21 protein-coding genes are annotated in these 22,130 nt (G+C 35.1%); 9 read left to right on the top strand and 12 right to left on the bottom strand.

Annotation, left to right across the window (positions count from 1 at the left end; translation table 11 throughout):
* The first annotated feature begins 2 nt into the window (after positions 1-2).
* A complete protein-coding gene (gene hmpA / locus SJY24_RS23055) occupies positions 3-1,211 on the top strand; it encodes an NO-inducible flavohemoprotein (RefSeq protein WP_377866305.1) in 1,209 nt (402 codons plus the stop codon).
* A gap of 29 nt (positions 1,212-1,240) precedes the next feature.
* Here hmpA and SJY24_RS23050 read toward each other — a convergent pair whose 3' ends face one another.
* On the bottom strand, positions 1,241-1,753 hold the full coding sequence (locus tag SJY24_RS23050; RefSeq protein ID WP_000600570.1) for a Crp/Fnr family transcriptional regulator: 513 nt from the start codon (positions 1,751-1,753) through the stop codon (positions 1,241-1,243).
* Positions 1,754-1,923: 170 nt separating this feature from the next.
* On the opposite strand from SJY24_RS23050, the gene SJY24_RS23045 reads away from it, so the two are divergent.
* The gene (locus tag SJY24_RS23045) at positions 1,924-2,151 is read left to right on the top strand and encodes a hypothetical protein (RefSeq protein WP_071744860.1); all 228 of its coding nucleotides are present in this window, start codon (positions 1,924-1,926) and stop codon (positions 2,149-2,151) included.
* A gap of 293 nt (positions 2,152-2,444) precedes the next feature.
* Here the strand turns inward: SJY24_RS23045 and SJY24_RS23040 are convergent, their stop codons facing one another.
* The 3 genes from SJY24_RS23040 to SJY24_RS23030 form a co-directional block, all read right to left on the bottom strand.
* On the bottom strand, positions 2,445-3,245 hold the full coding sequence (locus SJY24_RS23040) for a sulfite exporter TauE/SafE family protein (RefSeq protein ID WP_000455750.1): 801 nt from the start codon (positions 3,243-3,245) through the stop codon (positions 2,445-2,447).
* Between the two features lie 117 nt (positions 3,246-3,362).
* Positions 3,363-4,361, bottom strand: a complete 999-nt coding sequence (locus SJY24_RS23035; protein WP_000380281.1) for an inorganic phosphate transporter — start codon at positions 4,359-4,361, stop codon at positions 3,363-3,365.
* An 11-nt stretch (positions 4,362-4,372) separates the two neighbouring features.
* A complete protein-coding gene (locus SJY24_RS23030; RefSeq protein WP_000231441.1) occupies positions 4,373-4,993 on the bottom strand; it encodes a DUF47 domain-containing protein in 621 nt (206 codons plus the stop codon).
* 311 nt (positions 4,994-5,304) lie between these two features.
* On the opposite strand from SJY24_RS23030, the gene SJY24_RS23025 reads away from it, so the two are divergent.
* Positions 5,305-7,347, top strand: a complete 2,043-nt coding sequence (locus tag SJY24_RS23025; protein ID WP_377866304.1) for a transglycosylase domain-containing protein — start codon at positions 5,305-5,307, stop codon at positions 7,345-7,347.
* A 124-nt stretch (positions 7,348-7,471) separates the two neighbouring features.
* Here SJY24_RS23025 and SJY24_RS23020 read toward each other — a convergent pair whose 3' ends face one another.
* From SJY24_RS23020 to SJY24_RS23010, 3 genes are all read right to left on the bottom strand, one after another.
* Entirely contained in the window at positions 7,472-7,900 is a 429-nt protein-coding gene (locus SJY24_RS23020) for a hypothetical protein (protein ID WP_377866303.1), read from the bottom strand.
* 220 nt (positions 7,901-8,120) lie between these two features.
* Complete coding sequence (locus tag SJY24_RS23015) at positions 8,121-9,761, bottom strand: Gly-Xaa-Xaa repeat protein (protein ID WP_377866302.1); 1,641 nt, start codon at positions 9,759-9,761, stop codon at positions 8,121-8,123.
* Positions 9,762-10,019: 258 nt separating this feature from the next.
* Positions 10,020-11,285: an ATP-binding protein gene (locus SJY24_RS23010; RefSeq protein ID WP_377866301.1), complete on the bottom strand. Its 1,266-nt coding sequence runs from the start codon at positions 11,283-11,285 to the stop codon at positions 10,020-10,022.
* Between the two features lie 159 nt (positions 11,286-11,444).
* Between SJY24_RS23010 and SJY24_RS23005 the strand changes: the two genes are divergently transcribed.
* Entirely contained in the window at positions 11,445-12,290 is an 846-nt protein-coding gene (locus tag SJY24_RS23005) for a DUF72 domain-containing protein (RefSeq protein ID WP_377866300.1), read from the top strand.
* A gap of 42 nt (positions 12,291-12,332) precedes the next feature.
* Positions 12,333-12,458, top strand: a complete 126-nt coding sequence (locus tag SJY24_RS23000) for a hypothetical protein (protein WP_001117482.1) — start codon at positions 12,333-12,335, stop codon at positions 12,456-12,458.
* A gap of 201 nt (positions 12,459-12,659) precedes the next feature.
* Here SJY24_RS23000 and SJY24_RS22995 read toward each other — a convergent pair whose 3' ends face one another.
* The 4 genes from SJY24_RS22995 to deoD all read right to left on the bottom strand — a co-directional run bounded on the left by SJY24_RS22995 (position 12,660) and on the right by deoD (position 16,340).
* On the bottom strand, positions 12,660-12,854 hold the full coding sequence (locus SJY24_RS22995) for a DUF3924 family protein (protein ID WP_001094855.1): 195 nt from the start codon (positions 12,852-12,854) through the stop codon (positions 12,660-12,662).
* Positions 12,855-12,975: 121 nt separating this feature from the next.
* On the bottom strand, positions 12,976-13,506 hold the full coding sequence (locus tag SJY24_RS22990; RefSeq protein WP_000806236.1) for a tyrosine-type recombinase/integrase: 531 nt from the start codon (positions 13,504-13,506) through the stop codon (positions 12,976-12,978).
* A gap of 107 nt (positions 13,507-13,613) precedes the next feature.
* Entirely contained in the window at positions 13,614-15,431 is a 1,818-nt protein-coding gene (locus SJY24_RS22985; RefSeq protein WP_377866299.1) for a sensor histidine kinase, read from the bottom strand.
* Between the two features lie 201 nt (positions 15,432-15,632).
* Positions 15,633-16,340: a purine-nucleoside phosphorylase gene (deoD, locus tag SJY24_RS22980; protein ID WP_000110708.1), complete on the bottom strand. Its 708-nt coding sequence runs from the start codon at positions 16,338-16,340 to the stop codon at positions 15,633-15,635.
* 176 nt (positions 16,341-16,516) lie between these two features.
* Here deoD and SJY24_RS22975 point away from each other — a divergent pair, with 176 nt between their 5' ends.
* Positions 16,517-17,323 (top strand): hypothetical protein, encoded by an 807-nt coding sequence (locus tag SJY24_RS22975; RefSeq protein ID WP_377866298.1) that lies wholly within the window; start codon positions 16,517-16,519, stop codon positions 17,321-17,323.
* Positions 17,324-17,327: 4 nt separating this feature from the next.
* Here the strand turns inward: SJY24_RS22975 and mprF are convergent, their stop codons facing one another.
* Positions 17,328-19,916 carry a bifunctional lysylphosphatidylglycerol flippase/synthetase MprF gene (gene mprF, locus SJY24_RS22970; RefSeq protein WP_377866297.1) on the bottom strand — a complete coding sequence of 863 codons (2,589 nt, stop codon included), beginning with the start codon at positions 19,914-19,916 and terminating at the stop codon, positions 17,328-17,330.
* Positions 19,917-20,110: 194 nt separating this feature from the next.
* Between mprF and SJY24_RS22965 the strand changes: the two genes are divergently transcribed.
* From SJY24_RS22965 to SJY24_RS22955, 3 genes are all read left to right on the top strand, one after another.
* Entirely contained in the window at positions 20,111-20,500 is a 390-nt protein-coding gene (locus SJY24_RS22965) for a hypothetical protein (RefSeq protein WP_016129016.1), read from the top strand.
* A gap of 22 nt (positions 20,501-20,522) precedes the next feature.
* On the top strand, positions 20,523-21,014 hold the full coding sequence (locus tag SJY24_RS22960) for a YpuI family protein (RefSeq protein ID WP_000067564.1): 492 nt from the start codon (positions 20,523-20,525) through the stop codon (positions 21,012-21,014).
* 106 nt (positions 21,015-21,120) lie between these two features.
* Positions 21,121-22,035: a superoxide dismutase gene (locus tag SJY24_RS22955; protein WP_377866296.1), complete on the top strand. Its 915-nt coding sequence runs from the start codon at positions 21,121-21,123 to the stop codon at positions 22,033-22,035.
* Positions 22,036-22,130: the final 95 nt, after the last annotated feature.

The following is a 22,130-nucleotide window of genomic DNA, read 5'->3' as shown; positions in this document are numbered from 1 at the left end:
CAATGTTAAGTGCAAAAACAATTGAAATCGTTAAGTCAACAGTACCGTTATTACAGGAAAAAGGCGTTGAAATTACTACGAGATTTTATCAAATTTTATTTTCGGAACATCCGGAGTTATTGAATATTTTCAACCATACGAATCAGAAAAAAGGAAGACAACAACAAGCATTAGCAAATGCGGTTTATGCAGCTGCAATGTACATTGATAATTTAGAGGCTATTATTCCAGTTGTAAAGCAAATTGGTCATAAGCATAGAAGTTTAGGTATTAAAGCAGAGCATTATCCAATAGTAGGCACATGCTTACTACGAGCGATTAAAGAGGTCGCGGGCGCACCTGATGAAGTTTTAAATGCATGGGGAGAAGCGTATGGCGTCATTGCTGATGCATTCATTAGCATTGAAGCGGGTATGTATGAAGAAGCTGCACATAAAGAAGGTGGATGGAAAGATTTCCGCAACTTTGTGATTGTTAAAAAAGTGAAGGAAAGCGATGTTATTACATCATTTTATTTAAAACCTGAAGATGGCGGGAAAGTTTCATCATTCATCCCAGGACAATATGTAACGATTCAAATAAATATTGAAGGTGAAACATATACGCATAATCGTCAATATAGCTTATCTGATGCTCCTGGAAAAGAATACTATCGCATTAGTGTAAAGAAAGAAAAAGGTGTAGATACACCAGATGGTAAAGTATCTAATTACTTACATGATCATGTAGGAGAAGGAGATGTCTTACCAGTAAGTGCACCAGCGGGAGATTTCGTGTTAAATATGGAGTCAACATTACCTGTTGTACTAATTAGTGGTGGAGTAGGTATTACACCGATGATGAGTATGTTAAATACGCTAATCGAACAAGAATCAAAGCGTAATGTATGCTTTGTTCATGCGGCGATAAATAGTAATACACATGCGATGAAAGAGCATGTTGAGACAGTAGAAAAAGAGTATGAACAAGTGAAAGCATATACTTGCTACTCTTCACCGACAGAGCAAGATGTGGAAATGAAGAATTTTGACAAAGAAGGATTCATTGAACGTGAATGGTTACAAACTATTATTCCAACAACTGAAGCGGAATTTTATTTCTGTGGCCCAGTACCATTTATGAAGCATATAAATGCTGCATTAATTGATTTGGGTGTTAAACAAGAGAACATTCATTATGAATTTTTCGGTCCCGCAGCAAGCTTACAATAGGTTAACGTTGCCAAGCAAAAAACGAGGTATTATTTTACCTCGTTTTTTGCTTGTTCTCTAAGTAAGCGATTTACTGTTTCGCGGCGTACACCTATGAGCTGACCAATTTCAGTTTGTGTTAATATTTCATAAATAGGGATGTCACCTAAATATAAGGTGAACCACTCTTGTAAACGATGAAGGCGCTCTTTAGGAGAGACAGTTGTCAATTGATCGATACGCTGTTGCATCATTCTTAATTTCGATTGTAATTGCATAGCGATATTTTCATAAGATGCAGGATTTGCCTGAAGTTGATCGTACCATTCATTGCTAATTATAGGCTCAACTTCTGTTTTCATTAAAGCGATAGCTGTACCGTGATATTCCTTCGGTGAAATTAAAGAATGGTGAGGTATCGTTTCACCAGGAACGATAATATTAAATAAAAATGGTGTTCCGTCTGCTTCTAACCGAATAACTTTTAATAAACCTGTTTTTATAAAATATAATGGACCGTCCTCACCTTGACGGAATAATACATCTCCCTTATGTAGAATCAATGTTAGCCCCCCATTAAAATATTTCTATTTCTTATATTTTAGCGTATATGTATAAAGACAATATGCTTTTTAAACAGCAATTTCATTGACGAAATGTATGCTATTACAGTAGTATACTATTTAGTGTGTAATAGTACTAGCAATGAATACGCTGTAGGGGGTTTAGTATATTGTTAGATGCGATGAAGATGACGGATATGAGAATTCCAGCGAATGCTACCATTCATGTAGAAGAGATGAATGGTGGAGTCGTTTTATCCGTTGAAATAGACGGCCAAATTATTTATACGATGGCTTATGATGAAGAAACAGATAGTTATGCTGAATTATATGATCGAAATGATAAGAGGGCGTGCCAAGTACATGAAGACTTTATGGGATGGTCACTTCTTCACTAAAAAGATGTCAATATGACATCTTTTTTTATTGAATCGATAGATTATACAAAGAAATGAAATATAAGGATAAAATTTGTAATAAATGATTTTGCATTGTTAGCACTTTGTAACTGCATGCGACCTGTTTTTTCGCTATCATAAAGATAACAGTCGTAGCTATAGGAGTGATCAACTTGAAGAAAGTACATATTTCAAATTTTATGTTATTAAGTGTTTGTTTAGTTTTATTTGTTCTCCTAGGAGCCTTTTTATATTCATGTGTATAAGAAAAAACGCATTCTAGAAAGAACGCGTTATAAAAATGAAGTAATAATTAATCTAGTTCCAAGAATAATTAATGTGATACGTAATAAATTAATTACGGCATTACCGCTTAATTTTGTGTTAATATAAGCCCCGATTTTTCCGCCAACCCATGCACCAGGAATAAGAATTAATGCATAAGCCCAGCTGACATTTCCTAGAGAGATGTGAGTTAAAGAACTTACAATTGCTGAGAGAAATACGATAAACATTGAAGTTGCTACAGCAATGTGTGCTGGGAACGCAAAAAGGAGCATCATCGCTGGCACAAGTAAGGCACCACCACCGATTCCAAATAATCCGGATATAAATCCAACTATAAAGGCAATAAAGATAGCGAGAAATGGTGGAAATTGATAGTCTACAGTATTTCCTTCGTTATCTGTAAAAGATCGCTTAATTACAGTCATATTTGATAGGGAAAGAGGTTTCAATTTGTCTCGTAGTATAAGAAGAATGGAGACGAATATAAGAAAAATCCCAAAGTATAAAGAAAATGTATCTTGGTTTAAAAATTTGTTTGCCCATGATCCGATAATACCACCAGGGCCACTCCCGATAAATAAAATAAGTCCACTTTTATAATCTACCCGTTTATGTTTCATATAAGTAAGGGTAGAAGCCAGCCCTGTAAAAACGACTGTTACCATAGAAGTTCCTACTGCGAGTTGTGGTGATAAACTGTGTAATCCAATTAATAACGGAACGATAATAATTCCGCCTCCAAGTCCGACTAGGCTCCCGACGGTCCCGGCGATTAATCCGATGAAAAGTAACATGATGTATTCCAAAATTGCCAACTCCTCTATATAACTTATCCACCAATCATTATACACGCTTTTTAATAAGGAATAGGCTTGTTCACAAAAAAGTCGTCTTCCTAGAAAAATAAGGAAGACGACTTTTAATTAAAAGATTAAGTGTAATAAGGAGTAAAATAACGCAGCTAAAGAAGCTGAAATTGGAAGTGTAATAATCCATGTAATTAACATGCGTTTTGCAGTTCCCCATTTTACACCTTTCACACGATGAGAAGCACCAACCCCTAAAATAGAAGAAGAGATAACGTGCGTAGTACTAACCGGTAAGTGAATGAATGTTGCACCGAAAATAACAAGTGATGATGATAAATCGGCAGCTACACCATTTACAGGACGAATTTTCATAATTTGTCCACCGACAGTTTTGATAATTTTCCATCCACCGACAGAAGTACCAAGACCCATTGCGATTGCACAACATAATTGTACCCAGAACGGGATGTCGTCAGAAGTATGATAGTTATTGGCCATAAGAGCCATCGTAATGATTCCCATTGCTTTTTGCGCATCATTCGTACCATGCGTATAAGCTTGTAATGCTGCAGTGAAAATCTGGAATATACGGAAGTTTTTGTTCGTTTTCGTTAAGTTAAAGTTTTTAAAGACTACTTTAAAAATACTGTATACGATATAACCAATAACAAAAGCGATAATCGGTGAAATGATTAAAGCTTCAAGAATTTTAATGAATCCTTTAAGGTTTAATGAGCTAATACCGGCAGCAGCAATTGCTGCACCAGCGATTGCGCCAATGATTGCATGCGAAGAACTACTTGGGATACCGTAGTACCAAGTAATTAAGTTCCAAGCTATTGCCGCAAGCAAAGCAGCTAAAATTACAAGGGAACCATTTTGCAAAGCAAATGGGTCAACGATATCTTTTGTAATCGTTTTTGCTACACCTGTAAATGTCATCGCACCTAAAAAGTTCATAATAGCTGCCATAACAATTGCATGTCTAGGCTTTAGAGCTTTCGTTGAAACAGCCGTTGCAATAGCGTTTGCTGTATCGTGAAATCCATTGATAAAGTCAAAAGCTAAAGCGCAAATGACTACTAAAACGGTCAGTATCAAGAGTGTATCCATGATCAAACTCCTTACGCGTTCTTCATAATGATTGTTTCTAATACGTTTGCAACGCTTTGGCAGCTATCTGCTACTTCTTCAAGCTCTTCGTAAATCTCTTTGTATTGAATAATCTTAATCGGATCTTTTTCACGAGAGAATAAGTGCTTAATCGCATGACGGCGAATATCATCACATTGTGATTCGTAATCCTTAATTTTAATCGCGTTCGTACGAATGTCGACTAACTTCTTTTTAGACAGTAGTTCAACAGAGTTTGCAATTTCAATTGCACATTGATTAATTGCTTCTACGAATTTAATCATGTATTCATCAGCTTCTGTAATAGAATACATTTCGAATAGACCAGCACTATGATCTAATCCGTCTAATACATCATCCATACTCATTGCAAGTTGTAGGATGTCTTCACGTTCAATAGGAGTGATAAACGCTTTGTTTAACTCCATAATGATTTCGTGAATGAATGAGTCACCTTTTGACTCATAATCTTTCATGCGCATAGAAAACTCTTTTAAATCGCTAGCATTTTTAATTTTATACTCCACGAAAAACTGCGCGCCTTCTTTTAAATTTTCGGAAACATTCATTAACATTTCAGAAAATTTATCTTTTTTTGATTTAAAGACCATTATTAGTTACCCCCACAAAAGTAATATATGTAAAATATATTGGCTAGTCAATTCTAACAAAAAACTGTCGTTTTTTAAAACATTTTATCGAAAAGTTTACAAAAACTTAACATAACTCACATTGTTGCATTAATAATATTAATACTAATGGTGAATATCTTACTTGTAGAATGTCCTTTTCTTGTAAAAAGTATGAATGTGAAAGAAAAGCTTTACACTTTAGGAAAGACTACGTTATTATAATAAATTTAAAAGGAGGTATATTCTTCCTTTTAAAAAGAAGCGTGTAAACAAACGAAGGAAGTGAACGAATGAAATTGAAGAACACTCACTTAAAAAAAACGCTTGAGTGGTTCAATCAGAGGAAAAAACTACGCAATTCATTAATTGTATTGGGAAGTTTGCTCGTTACTCTATTTATTGCTGTAAATATAATAATTTCCATTCAAGATATATCTGAATTAAAACAAGCTGTGCCACAACCGACTTTAATTTATGATGCAAATAATGAAGTTGCGACTAAATTAGCTTCTTCTAAAACAGAAGGGGTTAAAAGGAAAGATATTCCTGATATTATGGTTCAAGCAATTGTTGCGGTAGAAGATAAGGAATTTTTTAGTCATCATGGCATTTACTATAGTGGAATCATAAGCGCTGTATTTAAGAACATTACAGCTGGTGAAGTTGTGGCTGGTGGTAGTACAATTACACAACAACTAGCAAAAAATGTATTTTTAACACAAGATCGCACATACTCACGTAAAATAAAGGAATATTTTTTAACAAAAAAAATAGAGCGTACTTATTCAAAAGATGAAATTATAGAAATGTATATGAATCAAATTTATTTTGGTGAAGGTGCTTGGGGGATAAAAAGAGCAGCTAAATCTTATTTTGATAAAAATGTAAAAGACTTAACAATTTCAGAAGCTGCAACGATTGCAGGATTAATTAAAGCGCCATCTGCGTATTCGCCGTATAAAAACTTTAATAAATCCATTGAAAGACGTAATGTCGTATTAAGTTTAATGAAGGAACAAGGATATATTTCTGAAGAACAATATAATCAGGAGAAAGAATCAGGTCTTGTATTACGACGTGGTGTTGACGATAAATATAAGGGGAAATATTCTCAATACGTAGATTATATTGTTAGAGAAGCGATGGACAAGTATGAATTAACACAAAATGAAATTTTAGCAGGTGGTTATCGTATTTATACGGAACTTGACCCGAAAAAACAACAAGCGGTTGAAGATGTTGTGAATAATGATAGTTATTTTAAAGATAGTGGTTCAGATCAGCTTATGCAAACTGGAGTGGTCCTTATGAATCCCAAAACTGGCGGTGTTCCAGCTTTAGTTGGAGGTAGAGGGCCTTATCAATTTTTACAGTTTAATCATGCAACACAATTAAAAAGGCAGCCCGGTTCAACGTTAAAGCCTCTTGCAGTGTATGTACCAGCGTTAGAGCAAGGATATGAAGTATACGATGTCTTAAAAGATGAACCATTTAATATTAAAGAATATGCACCACAAAATAGTGATCATACGTTCCATGGTAATGTGACGATGTATGAAGCAGTGGCAAAGTCATATAATGTTTCAGCAGTTTGGCTATTAGAGCAAATTGGATTAGATAAAGGATTGAAATCTTTAGAGCGGTTTGGTATTCCATTAGAGCCTGAAGATCGTACGTATCCGATTGCTTTAGGAGGTATGCATGTAGGGACTTCTCCATTTGTAATGGCTCAAGCGTATAGCGCATTCGCAAATGATGGTGTCCAAGTAGAAGCTCATGCCATTAGAGAAATCCAAAATGCTGAAGGGGAAATAATTGGAAAATGGTATAAGAAAGAAACTCGTGTGACGAACGAGAAAGTTGCCCAAAAGATGACATACTTATTAAAAGGTGTTATTGAAAGGGGAACGGGTGAAAAAGCGAAAGTTAATAATATTGATACCGCAGGCAAGACGGGGACTACCCAGCTTGTAAATGGACCAAGCACTGGTGCGAAGGATTCGTGGTTTGTTGGATATACACCGGATTTAGTAGGTGCGATTTGGGTAGGGTATGATAAAACGGATAGTGAGCATTATGTGCCAGGAGGCAGCCAAATTACAACGACAATGTTCCGGGACATTATGAAGAAAGCGAATGGAAATCCAGATCAAAAGGCATTTCAGTTATCACTAATACCTGAGGCGGATTATACAAAGCAATTAAAAATGATGGAGGAAGAAAAACGAAGGAAAGAAGAAGAGAAAAAACGAAAAGAAGAGGAACAACAAAGAAAAAAAGAGCAACAAGAGTGGTTTGACAAAGTGAAAGAGTGGATTCCATCATTTTGGTAAAAGAAAGAGGCGAATAACGAAATTCGCCTCTTTTTCGTATGGAAAATAAAGTGAAACTTTAATCGATGGAGATTTTTGTATATCTTTACTAGTTATTAGTACATATCAATTGGGATAAATGATATTACTCGTTAAGTATAATGTTCGTACTGCCAAAGGATTGAGGATCGTATGTGACGATTACTGTACCTTTACTAATAGGTTCGTAAGGTAATTCTTCTTCATAAGTACCATTATTTTTATTGTGGATAGAAAGTGTGATTTCATCAATTTCTTTATTTGTATACTGATCTTTAATCGTTTCAGCAATTTGAAGTAGTGCTTCGTAACTAGAAGCTTCTGTAATAAGCATTCCTTTTATAACCTTTTTTTTATTTTGTGTGGAAGAGGAATATGGGATGTCGTTTTGTTTTGTATACAGCAGTTCGTATGGAACTGTTTTTCTTTCTGCTTTTGAAATGTTTGAATATTTTAGAGTTAAAAGAAATCCTATACATAAAATTATGCATACCATAAGAACAAACCAAAAACGTGTCAGTGATATAATTCTCATTATCATCCCTCTTTCATGTCTTTGTCTTCAATATTTATCATACAAAAAGAGAATTAAGCTAAAGTAAATTTGAAGTAAAGAAACGTAAAGAAGGAGTACTTATCCTCCAAAATAAGTACTCCTTTTTATTAAAAGAGAGATTTAACATACAATCAAAATAATACAAATCACTATAAATCAAATATGCTTGATCTTTCAAAAATAAGATAAAAACTAAAAGTTAGTAAATTCGGAAGACTGATAGTGTAGCTGTTGTGTCACCAGTGTTAGGAATAGAAATAGTATTTGCTGTAGGTTGTACAGCAATTGTTGTACCAGCTTGTAAAGTAACGATTGTAGAGAAAGAAACAGCACTACCGATAACGTTAGTTGAAAAATTACGAGTAGGTGGTTGACCGTTGAATGAAATACCGAACCCAAATGGTGAAGAACCTGGGAAGGTTGTAGATGCTGAGAAACTAATATCGTATACTCCTGTTTCTAGAACAGTTAAAGTATCTGAAGTGTCGTTAAAAGTTATATTATTTAATTCGAAAACTTGATTGAATTGGATGTTTGTTCCAGGAGATATAGTTTGTGGATTAGAATTTCCTATTGCTGCTATAGTTACAGGGATTGGTGTGCCCGCCGGTCCAGTAGCGCCAGTAGCACCCTGAGCACCAGTAGCACCAGCCGGACCTTGAGCACCTTGAGTGCCTTGGGCACCAGTAGCACCAGCCGGACCTTGGGCACCTTGAGCACCTTGAGCGCCTTGGGCACCAGTAGCACCAGCCGGACCTTGAGCACCTTGGGCACCAGTAGCACCAGCCGGACCTTGAGCACCTTGAGCGCCTTGGGTACCAGTAGCACCAGCAGGTCCTTGGGCACCTTGAGCACCTTGAGCACCTTGAGCACCTTGAGCACCAGTAGCACCAGCCGGACCTTGAGCACCTTGGGCACCAGTAGCACCAGCCGGACCTTGGGCACCTTGAGCGCCTTGAGCGCCTTGAGCACCTTGAGCACCAGTAGCACCAGCCGGACCTTGAGCACCTTGAGCGCCTTGGGCACCAGTAGCACCAGCCGGACCTTGAGCACCTTGGGCACCAGTAGCACCAGCCGGACCTTGAGCACCTTGAGCGCCTTGGGTACCAGTAGCACCAGCCGGACCTTGAGCACCTTGAGCGCCTTGAGCACCAGTAGCACCAGCAGGTCCTTGAGCACCTTGAGCGCCAGTAGCACCAGCCGGACCTTGAGCACCTTGAATACCTTGAGCACCTTGAATACCTTGAGGTCCTTGAAGTCCAGTAGCACCTTGAGCACCAGCCGGACCCTGAGTCCCTTGAATACCTTGAGGTCCAGTAGCACCCCGAGCGCCAGCCGGCCCTTGAGGTCCAGTAGCACCAGTAGGTCCTATTGTTCCTCCACCAAGGCAACCTGATCCATATTGAACTAGGATAGCTTGAATTTCTGTAATGAGCTTAACTAGTTTATCGATAGTACAGCAATCGATTTTGAATAACTTAGCAATATACAATAAATAATTAAGCAAACTTTGTAGTTCAACGTACAATGCTCCGCATGAGAAAGGTGAGGACTTTAGGATAGTTAATAAGTTAGCTATAATAGAACTACCAATTTTTTCTTGTGCAGGTGATAAATCTAAGCAACTGAGGAATTTTTGGAGATTATTCAGGAGAGCAATTAGTTTATCGATGTTATCTTGAGAAGGGTTTTGAAATACAGCTTGAATACTTTGACTAAGAGATTGAAGAAGTCTAGCATACTCTTTTAGTTCTGCCTTAGAGATGTTAATATAACTGCAAGCTCTTACTTCGCAACAATCATTACCATAAAACACTTTCCCTTTATTTTTGTTGGGCATTTGTTCATTCCTTTCTTTTATAGAATAAATAGTCGTAACTATATAATAAAATGAAAATTAAACCGAATTCGTGAGGGACAAACTACTATTTCTAAAAAAATAAGAAGTTTACCCATCTTGTGAAAACAAAGAACAATTAAGAGATAGAGAAAGATTTATATGAGTTAAAAAAGAATAGGTTAGAATAAAAAAACTGCACGCAAATTGTTAGATTATATCTAACAATTTGCGTGCAGTTCGTGGAACAGCCCAACCTTTTTAATGATTCATTCGTTCATAGTTCGCTTTAGGTAAAATTGGAATAGAAATAGTGAAAGTTGTACCGTTTTGATTACTAGACATTTTTAATGTACCGTTATGATTTTGAATAATTTTCTTCGTTACTGACAAGCCCAGTCCTGTTCCTGAATCTTTTGTTGAGAAGAATGGATCAAAGATATATTCTTGAATAGCTGGAGGAACCCCAGTTCCGTTATCTGTGAAAGTAATCCGAACAAAGTTATCTAGGCGATAACTAGAGATTTGAATGGAAAGAGGTCTTTCGCCTCGAGCATCGATAGCATTTTGAAATAAATTTAAAAAAACTTGCACAAGTTCATGACGATCGATATTGACAAGTACACCATCTAATTCCGTAGAAAATTCATAGTCAATAGAAATGTTGTGTAAAAAAACTTCACTAGCAAGTAGTTGTTGAATATATTCGCGTAAAAACGTATTGATGGGAAAAGGTTCTCTAGTAAATTCACGCGTTTTTGAAATGGCTAAAAATTTTGTGATAATACTATTTGCACGATCTAGTTCAGGAATGAGTAGACTTTTAAACAATTCTTTATTGGATGGAGAAACGTTATCTTGTAGAAATTGCAAGTACCCACGTACCGTTGTAAGGGGATTTCGTACTTCATGAGCAATCCCAGCTGCGATTCGTCCTGCTAATGAAAATTTTTCTGCATCACGTTCTGTGTTTAAATAATGGAAGACACTAATAACTCTAAAAATCTCTCCGTTATAGTCCCGAATAATTCGATTGTTTAAAATACCATAGTTTTTGTCTAACACTTCTTCATTATATATTTCTATTCCTGTTCTTAATGTTTCAATTGCTTTAATTTGTTCTTCTGGCAAGTTTAGTAATTGTTGAATTGGCTTTCCAATTATATCATTTCGTACTACACCAAAATCATCTGCTGCAGCTTGATTACATAAAGTTATATTTCCTTTACTATCAACAAAGGTGACATGATGTGAAAAAGCATCAAAAATATGAACAAAGTATGTTTCAAGTTGTTCAAATAAAAATAATGAATCGCAAGTAAGTTGAAAATCAGCCTTTTTATTCTCTTTTTGTATGTTTTGAATGGAATGAGTCGTTCTCGTTTTCTTTATTTGTAAACCAATATGTGGATTTTTGTATGTGAAATGATGTGGTAATTGATTCACAAGCTCTTCATATAACCGCACTTTATTTTCTAGTTCTTCTATTCGTTTTTCATGAGATACAATATCATCGTTTGGAAGCATAAATAAATAACCCCTCAATTTAAAAATTCTTCCATTTAGTATATCATATTTTTATACGGATACTCTTAAAGAAGGGCTACTTAATGAAATTGATTAGCTGAAATGTCCGGGAAGTGAGTAGAATGGATAGAAGGTGAAGTTAAAAAGGGAGGGATATATTTGCTTTTCATTGGAGTGACAGGGTGGGGAGATCATGATTCTTTATATATAAATCCCTATGAAAATAGAAAAAAATTGCGAACTTATAGTGAACATTTTCCCATTGTGGAAGTAGATAGTTCATTTTATGCGATACAACCTGCGCGGAATTATACAAAATGGGCGATGGAAACGCCGAAAGATTTTTCTTTTATAGTAAAAGCCTATCAAGGGATGACAGGACATATGAAAGGGGAAATCCCTTTTTCTACGTTCGATGAGATGTTTGATGTGTATAAACAATCCATTCTTCCTTTAATAGAAGCAAATAAATTAAAAATGATTTTATTTCAATATCCACCATGGTTTGATTGTAAAGTGAAAAATGTAGATTTACTTCGATATACGAAAGAAAAAATGGAAGATTTACCATGTGCAATAGAATTTCGAAATCAAACATGGTTTTATCCAGAAATGAGAGATAAGACGTTACAGTTTTTAGAAAAAGAAAAATGGATTCATACAATTTGCGATGAGCCTCAGGCAGGAATAGGATCAGTACCGCTTATATTAGAGGCAACAAACTCAGACATGGCGTTAATACGTTTTCATGGCCGAAATGTTCATGGTTGGCTGGATAAAGGAGAAAATTGGAGAGCGGTTCGCTGTTTATATCGTTATAATAATAAAGAGTTGGCGGAATGGGTAGAACGATTAGAGCGATTGAAAAAGAAGACGAAGGATATATATGTATTGTTTAATAATAATTCAGGTGGAGATGCCGCGGATAATGCGAAACAGCTTATGAAAATGATGAACATTACATATGGTGAGCCGAAGCCTGAGCAATTAAATTTGTTTGAATGATAATACACAAGAAAGGCACTGTACAAACAGGGGGAATGTACAGTGCCTTTCTATATGAAAAAGAGGGGTAACAATGTTACTGAGCGTTTGGTTGATTCATCAATTGTTGGCTTCGTAATAAATGATAATGGTTATCATTATCATTGTCAATGGTTTTTCGGAAAATAAGTAAAAAACTTTTTATCCTGCTATTTGTGGGCAGTAAAACTCCTACCTCAAAATGTGGCTGGAGCAAAGAAGTTAGGTGGGAGCCCTGCTGCCCGTAAACGCCCGATTGGTGAAGGTTAATAATCAGTGGAGGATGAACAAAACCCCCACTGATTAAAGTTTCACTTTATATTTTAAATAGTAATAAAAAAAGAACAGCGATTACTGCTGTTCTTTTCCATTGATGATTTGTTGTAAATCAAAAGGAGTTATCGCTTGGATAAATTCCTTTGAGATAAGTGTTTGAACGAGAGTGCTTTCAGAAATAGTAGCACCTGTTTTCTTTTGATAAGCTTTCTTTAATAAATCAAGTTTTTCAGCCGTTTCTTTCGGTAATTCAATTGTTAATGTGTTCATAATTTCTCCCCCTTACTATTAGAGTACCACTACAGTATAGGAGAGACAAGAAAAGAGAATATGAAACATAAAAAAGGTTACCAGATTTATAAATGGTAACCTTTTTTATGTATAAGAGTTATTAAGCAATACCGATATACTTTAAAGTTTTTGATGGAGTACTGTGGTCAAAGAAGTGTTGTAAAAATGCGATATCAACACCTGATTTGTATGCACAATAGCCCCAAGTTTTTCGAAGTGTATGTGAGCTAATCCCTTCTAATCCAACTTCTTTTGCAGCTTTGTTTAAAATGTACCATGCATGCTGTCTCGTAATAGACTTTGTCCCTTTTTGAGACTTTAATAATGGCTCATTACGTTTCCAAGTTTTACGTTCTTTCATGTAGTCTTCGATTGCGTGCTGTAAGTCTTCATTTACAGCAAACCATTTATGTTTCTTTACTTTTTCATTGTAAAATAAAATGGAATGGCGAACATTTTCGTTTTCATCGATTACATCACTAACTTTTAATTGTAAGATTTCACTTACTTTCAAGCCAGAATTTACAGCTAATACGAATAATAAGCCATCACGTTTCGAAGATTGTAAAAGTATATTTTTGATAGTTTCTAATTGTTTTTCGTTTTGAATTGGTTGTCCTGCTTGTTTCATTTCACGCACTCTCCTCTTTTATGTGTGTAAAGGAAAGGATTAACTTGTTTCTAACTATAAAGGGAGAGTGTGAATTTCATGTGAACTCCTAGTGAAATTAAGACAAATTATTTGACTTCTTTTACTTTTTGTAAATTAAAATAAAATACAACGCTATTAGTAGTATTATACACACCGTATTCGGCGTGATGGAGATCTAAAATGTTTTTCACAATAGATAACCCAAGACCAGTACCTCCAGTATGACGGCTACGAGAAGCGTCTAAACGGTAGAAGCGATCCCAAATCTTTTCAAGGCTTTCTTCTGGAATAGGATTACCTGTGTTTTCGATTTCAATTTTCACATTATCTTCCGTTTCTACAACAGAGACGTGTATTCTTTCTCCATCTGGAGTGTATCGAATTGCATTACTAAGTAAGTTCACAACCACTTGCTCAATACGGCTACGATTTGCTTTAACAAATAAAGAAGAGTCGGCCTGGACGTCCACTTGCAAATGTTTTTCCTCCATGCTAAATGATAATTTTGCGTAGACTTGTTGAACTAATTCGCCGATCGAGAACGTCGACATGTCTAGTTTGTACGTACCTGATTCTAGTTTTGCTAATTCTAACATTTCTACAATAAGCCTATTCATATTTTCTGTTTCTTCCAAAATAACATCTGTGTAATATGTCGTATCTTTACTTACGCCATCTTTAATACCTTCAGCGAAGCTACGAATAACACTGAGTGGTGTTTTTAATTCATGAGACACACCAGAAATGAATTCTTTTCTCGTTTTTTCCAATTGGCGTTCGCGTTCAATATCTTGTTGTAATTTTGTATTGGCAACATTTAATCGATCAATTCGGTCTTTTAAGTTTACAGAGAGTGTATTAATACTACCGGATAACCCACCAATTTCATCATCTGCTGAAACAGGTAATTTCTCGCTAAAATCAAAATTAGCCATTTTTTTTGTAACGCGATTTATCTTAATTAATGGTTTAACGATGATTTTTGAGTAGTAGAAGGATAACAAAATAATAACGAGAAACACGATAATTAAGGCATAGACATAATAATCTTTTAAAACGAGCATCGCTTCATTAACAGGTTGTAAAGATGCTATCGCAAAAGCGTATTCCTTAATTTCTCCGTTTTCCATAATAGGCTTTACAAAGACACTGTTTTTTATATTTTCCCCACTATCTAAAATATACGTGTTTAATTGATTTGAATTAGAAGTACCTTGCCTAATAGTTCTTGCAAAGTATTGAACAGCTTGTAATGTTTCAAAATCCTTTGCAAGACGAATCTCAGTCTTGGAAGGAAGCTGTAATTTAGATATTACCCCAGTAAAATGGATTGGAGAACCAGTATTATTATATCGATTTTTAAGTTTATTTTTAGATGGATTCCCACTAATAGATTGAAAATCTGAATTGAATTGTTCGTTTTCCCATCTAGTATTATTAGTTATTAATTCTTGAGGTGTTATTATATTATTCGGCTGGAGTAGTCCGTCTACATAAATTATTCCATCTTTTTTTAATCCTAAGTTTACGAATTTATTATATTCTTCAGGTGTTAAAAGGTTGTTAAGGGGGATGGAATAGGTTTTATTATTGTTAGGGTTAATCACATCAATGTAAAAACTGTTTTCACTTTTAATAATTCCGTTAGAATCTAAAAATTGGATTTCGGCATTTGTTTTATCATGAAATTCTTGTTTTAATTTTCTAGTGTCCTCAAAGTCTTGGGCGCTTTTTTCGTAATTATTTACGAATTTTTCAAAAGCCGTCTGAACGGTTTTTACTTTCTTATTAATATAAAACTTCTCTAAAAATAGAGATTGTCCAAGGAAAAAAAGGAGAAATATAATTGTAAATAAAGTTGATGTTAATAAAAATAGTTTAAAGACGATGCTTCTGTTTTTCACTGTTTCACCTCGTATGAAAAATACTGTAATATAAATGGTTTCTTAATTATAACAAACGTTACAAAAAAGTAGAGGGAGAAATCTGTCTCTCTGTAAAGTAGTTTTTTATAGAAAGTCACATAAAGTAGAAGGTATAGTGACTGTTGAAGTTTTTTAGCATAAAAAAGAACTCGCCAGACGTATGACAAGTTCTTTAATGTACTATTGCTGAATTGCTGCATCTAAAGCGATTTCGATCATTTCGTTAAATGTAGTTTGACGTTCTTCAGAAGTCGTTTCTTCACCAGTAAAGATGTGGTCGCTTACTGTTAATACAGATAATGCATTTACACCGTATTTAGCTGCTAATGTGTAAAGAGCAGTTGTTTCCATCTCTACTGCTAATACACCGTACTCTCCCAACTTTTTAACCATATCCATGCTTTCACGGTAAAATACGTCTGCTGTTAAAACGTTACCAACACGAACGTGTAAGCCTTTTTCTGTTCCAGCATCATAAGCTTTCTTTAGAAGATCGAAGTTTGCAGCTGGTGCAAAATCAAATCCTGGGAATGTTAAGCGGTTCATATTAGAATCCGTACAAGCTGTCATTGCAATAATAACGTCACGTACTTTTACATCTTTTTGAATGGCACCACAAGTTCCAACGCGGATTAAATTTTTTACTCCGTAGCTTTGAATCAATTCGTTTACATAAATAGAAATAGAAGGAACACCCATACCTGTACCTTGAACAGATACACGCTTTCCTTTATAAGTTCCAGTGAAACCTAACATACCACGCACGTTGTTATAGCAAGTAACGTCCTCTAAAAATGTTTCAGCGATATATTTTGCACGTAATGGATCACCAGGTAATAGAATAGATTCAGCAATTTCGCCTTGTTTTGCTTCAATATGTACACTCATGAAAAGTCCTCCTTATTATGTATTGATAGAAATCAATATCATTTGCATTATACACTACGGATCCTGTCAATTAAAATCTTTTTATTATTTGTAATATGTACGAAATAGGAGGATTTAATAAATAATAATCTAGAATATATACAATAAGAAGTTTTATATGGAAAGAGACATTAAAAATGGTAGGTGATATTTTGAAAAATCTTGTCATTGGACTTATTGCATTAGTACTTATTGTGGCAGGAGGGTTTTATATAAAAAAATATCAAGAGTCAGTTGAAACGACAGGAGATGTTCAGGAAGTAAAATGGGATGTGAAAAATAAAAAGGGAAATGAAAAAGTCGATATTTCGTTTCAATTGCTAAATAAAATGAATAATGAAGTTCGTGGTGTGAACGATCAAATTCGAGCAGTGATAGTAGATGGGAATTTGAAAAACATACAACAGACGAAGCCTATATTTGCTGGAAATGGATCGTATAAGCTATCTTCGGATGTAACGAAAGGTGAAGAGTACACGATATTTTTATATGAAGATGAAAACAAGTCCGTGGAATCATTTTCTAAGAAAGATTTTGGTGAAGAAAAGAAGGAGAAAAACAAGGACAAGGACAAGAACAAGAATAAAAAGAAACTACCTGTTGATACTGTACTTACAAAAAATATAGGAGAGCATCAAGTGTCTCTGTTATTTGGTGCATTACACCCGAATGAGGCAACAACATTAACATTTCAGTTTCAAGCGAAAAAGGGAGAAAAGCTGAAATTAAATTCAGGGAGAGGTGAAGTCAACGCTCTTTATATCGTTGATGAGACGAGGGAGCATTTTTTATACGCCATTCCTGTTGATACGGATGAACAATTACAATATAGAATTACATTTCCTGAAGAAGGAACATATAAAATATGGGGAGATTTCTATATAAATGGTAAGAAATATACAAAAGAGTTTAGTATACAAGTGCAAAAACGAAAAAACAGCTAAGTACTTAGCTGTTTTTTCGTTTTCCTATTAATTTTGTTACAGCGAGCATTGTAATTGGTAAAGAATGATTCTTTCGAAATGCTAAATATTTTCCACTCCATGCAGGTTTGTATTTTTCTTTGAAATGTCGTAAACCGCTGAAGCTATATGTGTAACGAACGTTATTAAATATTGCAGCGGCAACTCGTTCAGACCAGAACGATTGCGTTGATAAACCGACATTTGAGAGTGGTGCCATACCGATATTAAAGGAATGGTATTCATTTTCTTTTGCCCAGTGGAATAAGTGGATAAAAATTGCATCCATGATCCCGCTAGGAGCGTCTGGATAATAACGCATTAAATCAACAGATAATATGCCACTTTGATATACTGGCATAAAGGTTGTAAAGGCAATTATTTTTCCTTCTGCATCAGATAAAGTAGCGATAGGGGCACGGCTAATATACTCACGATCGAAGTACCCAAGTGAAAATCCTTTTTCTTTTTTTCCGCCAAGCCAAGCATCAGACACTTTCTTTAATTCCTCGTATAATTCGTCTGAGAATGGTGGCTCATGAATAGAGAATGTATAACCTTCTCGTTCAAAACGGTTGAAAGTAGCTCGCATGCCAGCACGTTTTTTCCCTGTTATTGTAAACGTATTTAAATCAACGACAGCCTCTTCGCCAAGTTTAAAGAAGTTATAGCCGAAATCATGGTATAAGCTCATCCATTTACTTTCAATTTGATAAAATACGCAAATATACCCAAATCGATCAGCTTCAGCTAAAAATTCTTGCAACACAGTACGGTAGGAGGATGGATCACCAATTGGATCACCAAGTACAACAAGACGTTTTCCAGTAATTGAAAAGAGAAGAAGTGCTTTTCCGTCACTACTGAAGAAGAACTGTTTATCTCCTAAAAAACCTAAATGACTAAGTACATTTCCGCCATGTTCCTCTAAGAAGTTTTCTAACCTTTTATCATTAGCTGGTTGCCCGGGAAATTCACTACGGTAACGATTGGCAATTAGTGAACCGATAAGTAAAAAAGTAGGAACGAAAAAGGCGGCTGCTAATGCACTTCGTTTAACCTGTGTAATATTTCGAACGACAAAATCGGGTTGGAATGCTTCTTTTGCGCCTGCAAATAAAATGCCTAAGTTTTTATATAAATATAACGTAAGCAATAAGAAGATAAATACTTTTACGATATCAGAAAGAGAGACTTCCATTTTCTCGCGTACAAATCTTTTACGAAGCATATACAACACAGCAAGTACGATTAATAAAATAAAGGTTTCTTCAATATCAATTCCTTTTAGGGTATTAAAGATTGCTGCTCCAATTAAAGAAACAATCGTCATATAGTAAGAACGCTTTGTTCCATAATATATTCCTCGCGAAAGAATCAGGAGGAGAATACCAAATGTTAATGATAAGCTAAAAGAAAATTGAATAAGGTGCTTGGGAGCTAAAATATGTAAGGCGTGAGCTCGGTTAATACTAGTTGGTAAAATTGTTGATAGAATAACCATCAAGCCAGCGAATACTGTTAAAGCGGCAGATGCCCATGAACCTAATTTTCCTAAAAAATCACGTTGTAAAGTCCAAATTACACCAGTTGTTTCTAATGCAGGTGCAATAAATGGTTTATCTTCAATTTTTTTAATGGCTGCTCCTGTCATTTCAAAGGCTGCAAAAATGAGACCAAGGCAGAATGGTAAGATGTAATAGACAAGGCGATATAATAACATAGCAGGTAGTAATACACCTGTATCAATGCCGTATTGTCCGAGTCCAGTTAAGAAAACAAGATCAAATGAACCAAGGCCACCAGGGACAAGACTTACGACACCGGCTAAAGCTGCAATTACATAAACACCTAAAAACTTTTGAAATTCAATATCAATTCCAAACAATATTAAAATGACGTACATAACGATACCAGCAGATACCCACTCAACTAATGAAACTAATGAATATAAAACAGTTGGATTTTTCTCTTCTTCTTCTACATCCTCTTGTCCGTCTAGCTGTTTTGTTTTTCTATTTTTAATTTTAGAAAATCCAATATATATAGGAACGAAAAGAGCAAAGAAGATAAGAACAGGCCATAACCACGGTTTTTCGTGCAGAATAAAACTAGTGTCTAATATTCCAATAAGGCCGAGGAATGAAAGAATGGCTAATCCGTTAATAAAAGCGGTTGTCATCCAAGCTATGCTTTTAATAAGTTTCCCATTATCTTTTATATGCGGACGATATAACATTGTACGTACACCGGCACCAACAAGACCACCAAAACCGATAAATCCATTTAAAGTGTTTGCAATCCATGAGATGCGGAAAATCTTTTGCACAGGTATATCGGCTTTTAAGTAACGAAGCATAACAAAGTCATAAAAGAACATTGTTGAAACGGCAAATGCACCGAGTGTAATCGCTAAAAATACTCCACCAGTTGGAATGTTTTTAATTGTTTCAATCGCTTCTAAAAAAGAAATGCCTGCTAATTCTTTTTTAGCTTGAAAGAAAACAATTGTTAAGACAACAAATGGGAAGAGTATTTTCCCGATTTGTAAGAAACGTTTCCATGAAAACGACATAAATACAACTCTCCTTGTGTAAGAAAACTGAGACAATAATATTATTATGACAAACTTCAAGAAAAATAAAAAGGTAAATTCCTGTATAGGGAAGCTATTTTTTATATAGGTTATATTTAAAAGAATATTTCGTTTATCGGAAAATTGAGTTAAAATGAGGTGAAAGAAGGAAGGAAGGGAGGGAGGGGAAGTAGATGATTATAATAGGTTATGCAGGATATGAGTTAGAAAAAGCAAAACCGAATACATCAGAAGATTTTTTTAATAGATCTGAAGTGACATATGTATTAAATAATCAAGAGAAAACCTTTTCTGTCTTATATGTTCGATATTTTGAAGAAATTTTACAAGAAATTACCCCTTTTGAAGGAAATCCAGTTTATAAAGTAGAAGAACAAGACGTATATTTACGAGATATTGTAGCAATCGCTTGTTTAGTGAACAATAAAGAGCTACGAGCGCAGAAGCGCTTGTATCTCAATGAAGTAACAGACTTTCAACGATACTTTGACGAAGGAACAGTGGTGAAAGTACAAGAAATATTAGCTGAATTACATAAAAATAAAAGAGTAGAAATAGCGTAAAACGGCAAAGGAGAGAGAAGCCATGTCTAATTTGATGGTTGAAAATCAAACAGAACAAGTTTCTATATTTTTAGAAGATGTCATTTCCTTAATAACTAATTATGTAAATTATCATACGTTACCTTCTTTATTGGAGGAAACACCAACAGGAAACGAGCAATATTATAAAGGGATATTAGGGTCAATAAGAAGACTTCTTGTTTTTTGTGAAGAAGGACTTGATGCATGTTTTGTTTTGCTGAATAGCCAGCCATTTCGAAAGACAGCAGCTGAAAAAGTTTTATATAAGATTTATCATCAAGTAATTGCAGAGTTTTTTTCGCCAAAGAATGATCATTGGTATGAAAATAGTCGTTCTGCTTATACAGGGAAAAATTCTATTGTTTTTCAGCAAACACCACCTGGATCTATAGAACGAATGATGAAGGATTTAGAAGGGAAATTTCAATTGATGCGTGAAGAACTAGAATATTATGAGACAGATTATCAAACAAAAATGTTGCACAAATATTAATTAAGGAAAAGAAGCTAAGGACACTTAGCTTCTTTTCCTTTTGTCCAGTTATATAAGGGATTTTAATTGAATATAGTTAAAGTGGAAAGCATCAAGGAGGTGTGACATGAGTCAGCAAGGTGTATTTACAGATTACTTTCATGAAGTAGAAAGCTGGTGTGAAAGTGTTCTTCAAGTATTAGATAGCCGTGCAATGGAAGTGTATGATGTCCATATGCTTGCTTATAAAATTCAAACATTATTAGAGCGTATGAAGGAGCATGAATACGACACAGATGCCGAGTTTATGTATGAAATAAGTGATGATGTAGAACATATTCAACATCATTTACAGGAAGTATTTATGCAAGAAGGAGAGGGATATGAACTATGTGAAAGAGGGGATAGCGAACGAGCTGTTCCGATTGGGGGGCATACACTCCCGCCATTACCTTATCCATATAATGCGTTAGAACCGTACATTTCACGAGAAATTATGATGTTACACCATGATAAACATCATCGTAGTTACGTGGAAGGATTAAATAAAGCAGAGAAGATGATGGAAGAAGCGAGAAAAACAAATCAATTTGATTTAATTAAGCATTGGGAAAGAGAAGCTGCTTTTCATGGATCAGGTCATTACTTACACACGATATTTTGGAATAACATGAAAAAAGATGGTGGCGGAAGTCCAAGAGGTGCTCTTTCACAACGAATCGAACAAGATTTTGGGAGTTTTTTACGTTTTCAAAAACATTTCACAGAAGCAGCTTCTAAAGTGGAAGGTTCAGGTTGGGCGATTCTCGTTTGGGTCCCCCGATCTGGAAGGTTAGAAATTTTGCAAAGTACACTTCATCAGTTATTTACACAATGGGATACGATTCCCCTCCTTGTACTTGATGTATGGGAACATGCGTACTATTTGCAATATCAAAATCGAAAAGATGAATATATTAAAAACTGGTGGAATGTTGTAAATTGGCCCGATGTAGAAAAGAGATTTGAAAGTGCAAAGCAAATTGAATGGACACCGTATTAGACGCATATCCCATGCGTCTTTTTTATTGGAGGTGGAAGGAAGATTTCGTTCATATTTTAAAAGGCCAAGCATACACTTGTACAAAAAGTGCCAAA

The sequence above is a fragment of the Bacillus sp. R86525 genome, assembly GCF_042466195.1.
Lineage (GTDB): Bacteria > Bacillota > Bacilli > Bacillales > Bacillaceae_G > Bacillus_A > Bacillus_A nitratireducens.
The sequence above is the reverse complement of the archived record's forward strand: the minus strand, read 5'-3'. Positions and strand labels throughout refer to the sequence as shown.

Excerpts from the sequence above, each read along its gene's own strand:
- hmpA (WP_377866305.1), top strand. The coding sequence starts at position 3 with ATGTTAAGTGCAAAAACAATTGAAATCGTTAAGTCAACAGTACCGTTA.
- SJY24_RS23035 (WP_000380281.1), bottom strand. The coding sequence starts at position 4,361 with ATGGATACACTCTTGATACTGACCGTTTTAGTAGTCATTTGCGCTTTA.
- SJY24_RS23030 (WP_000231441.1), bottom strand. The coding sequence starts at position 4,993 with ATGGTCTTTAAATCAAAAAAAGATAAATTTTCTGAAATGTTAATGAAT.
- SJY24_RS23025 (WP_377866304.1), top strand. The coding sequence starts at position 5,305 with ATGAAATTGAAGAACACTCACTTAAAAAAAACGCTTGAGTGGTTCAAT.
- SJY24_RS23020 (WP_377866303.1), bottom strand. The coding sequence starts at position 7,900 with ATGAGAATTATATCACTGACACGTTTTTGGTTTGTTCTTATGGTATGC.
- SJY24_RS23015 (WP_377866302.1), bottom strand. The coding sequence starts at position 9,761 with ATGCCCAACAAAAATAAAGGGAAAGTGTTTTATGGTAATGATTGTTGC.
- SJY24_RS23010 (WP_377866301.1), bottom strand. The coding sequence starts at position 11,285 with ATGCTTCCAAACGATGATATTGTATCTCATGAAAAACGAATAGAAGAA.
- SJY24_RS22995 (WP_001094855.1), bottom strand. The coding sequence starts at position 12,854 with ATGAACACATTAACAATTGAATTACCGAAAGAAACGGCTGAAAAACTT.
- SJY24_RS22990 (WP_000806236.1), bottom strand. The coding sequence starts at position 13,506 with ATGAAACAAGCAGGACAACCAATTCAAAACGAAAAACAATTAGAAACT.
- deoD (WP_000110708.1), bottom strand. The coding sequence starts at position 16,340 with ATGAGTGTACATATTGAAGCAAAACAAGGCGAAATTGCTGAATCTATT.
- SJY24_RS22975 (WP_377866298.1), top strand. The coding sequence starts at position 16,517 with ATGGTAGGTGATATTTTGAAAAATCTTGTCATTGGACTTATTGCATTA.
- mprF (WP_377866297.1), bottom strand. The coding sequence starts at position 19,916 with ATGTCGTTTTCATGGAAACGTTTCTTACAAATCGGGAAAATACTCTTC.
- SJY24_RS22965 (WP_016129016.1), top strand. The coding sequence starts at position 20,111 with ATGATTATAATAGGTTATGCAGGATATGAGTTAGAAAAAGCAAAACCG.
- SJY24_RS22960 (WP_000067564.1), top strand. The coding sequence starts at position 20,523 with ATGTCTAATTTGATGGTTGAAAATCAAACAGAACAAGTTTCTATATTT.
- SJY24_RS22955 (WP_377866296.1), top strand. The coding sequence starts at position 21,121 with ATGAGTCAGCAAGGTGTATTTACAGATTACTTTCATGAAGTAGAAAGC.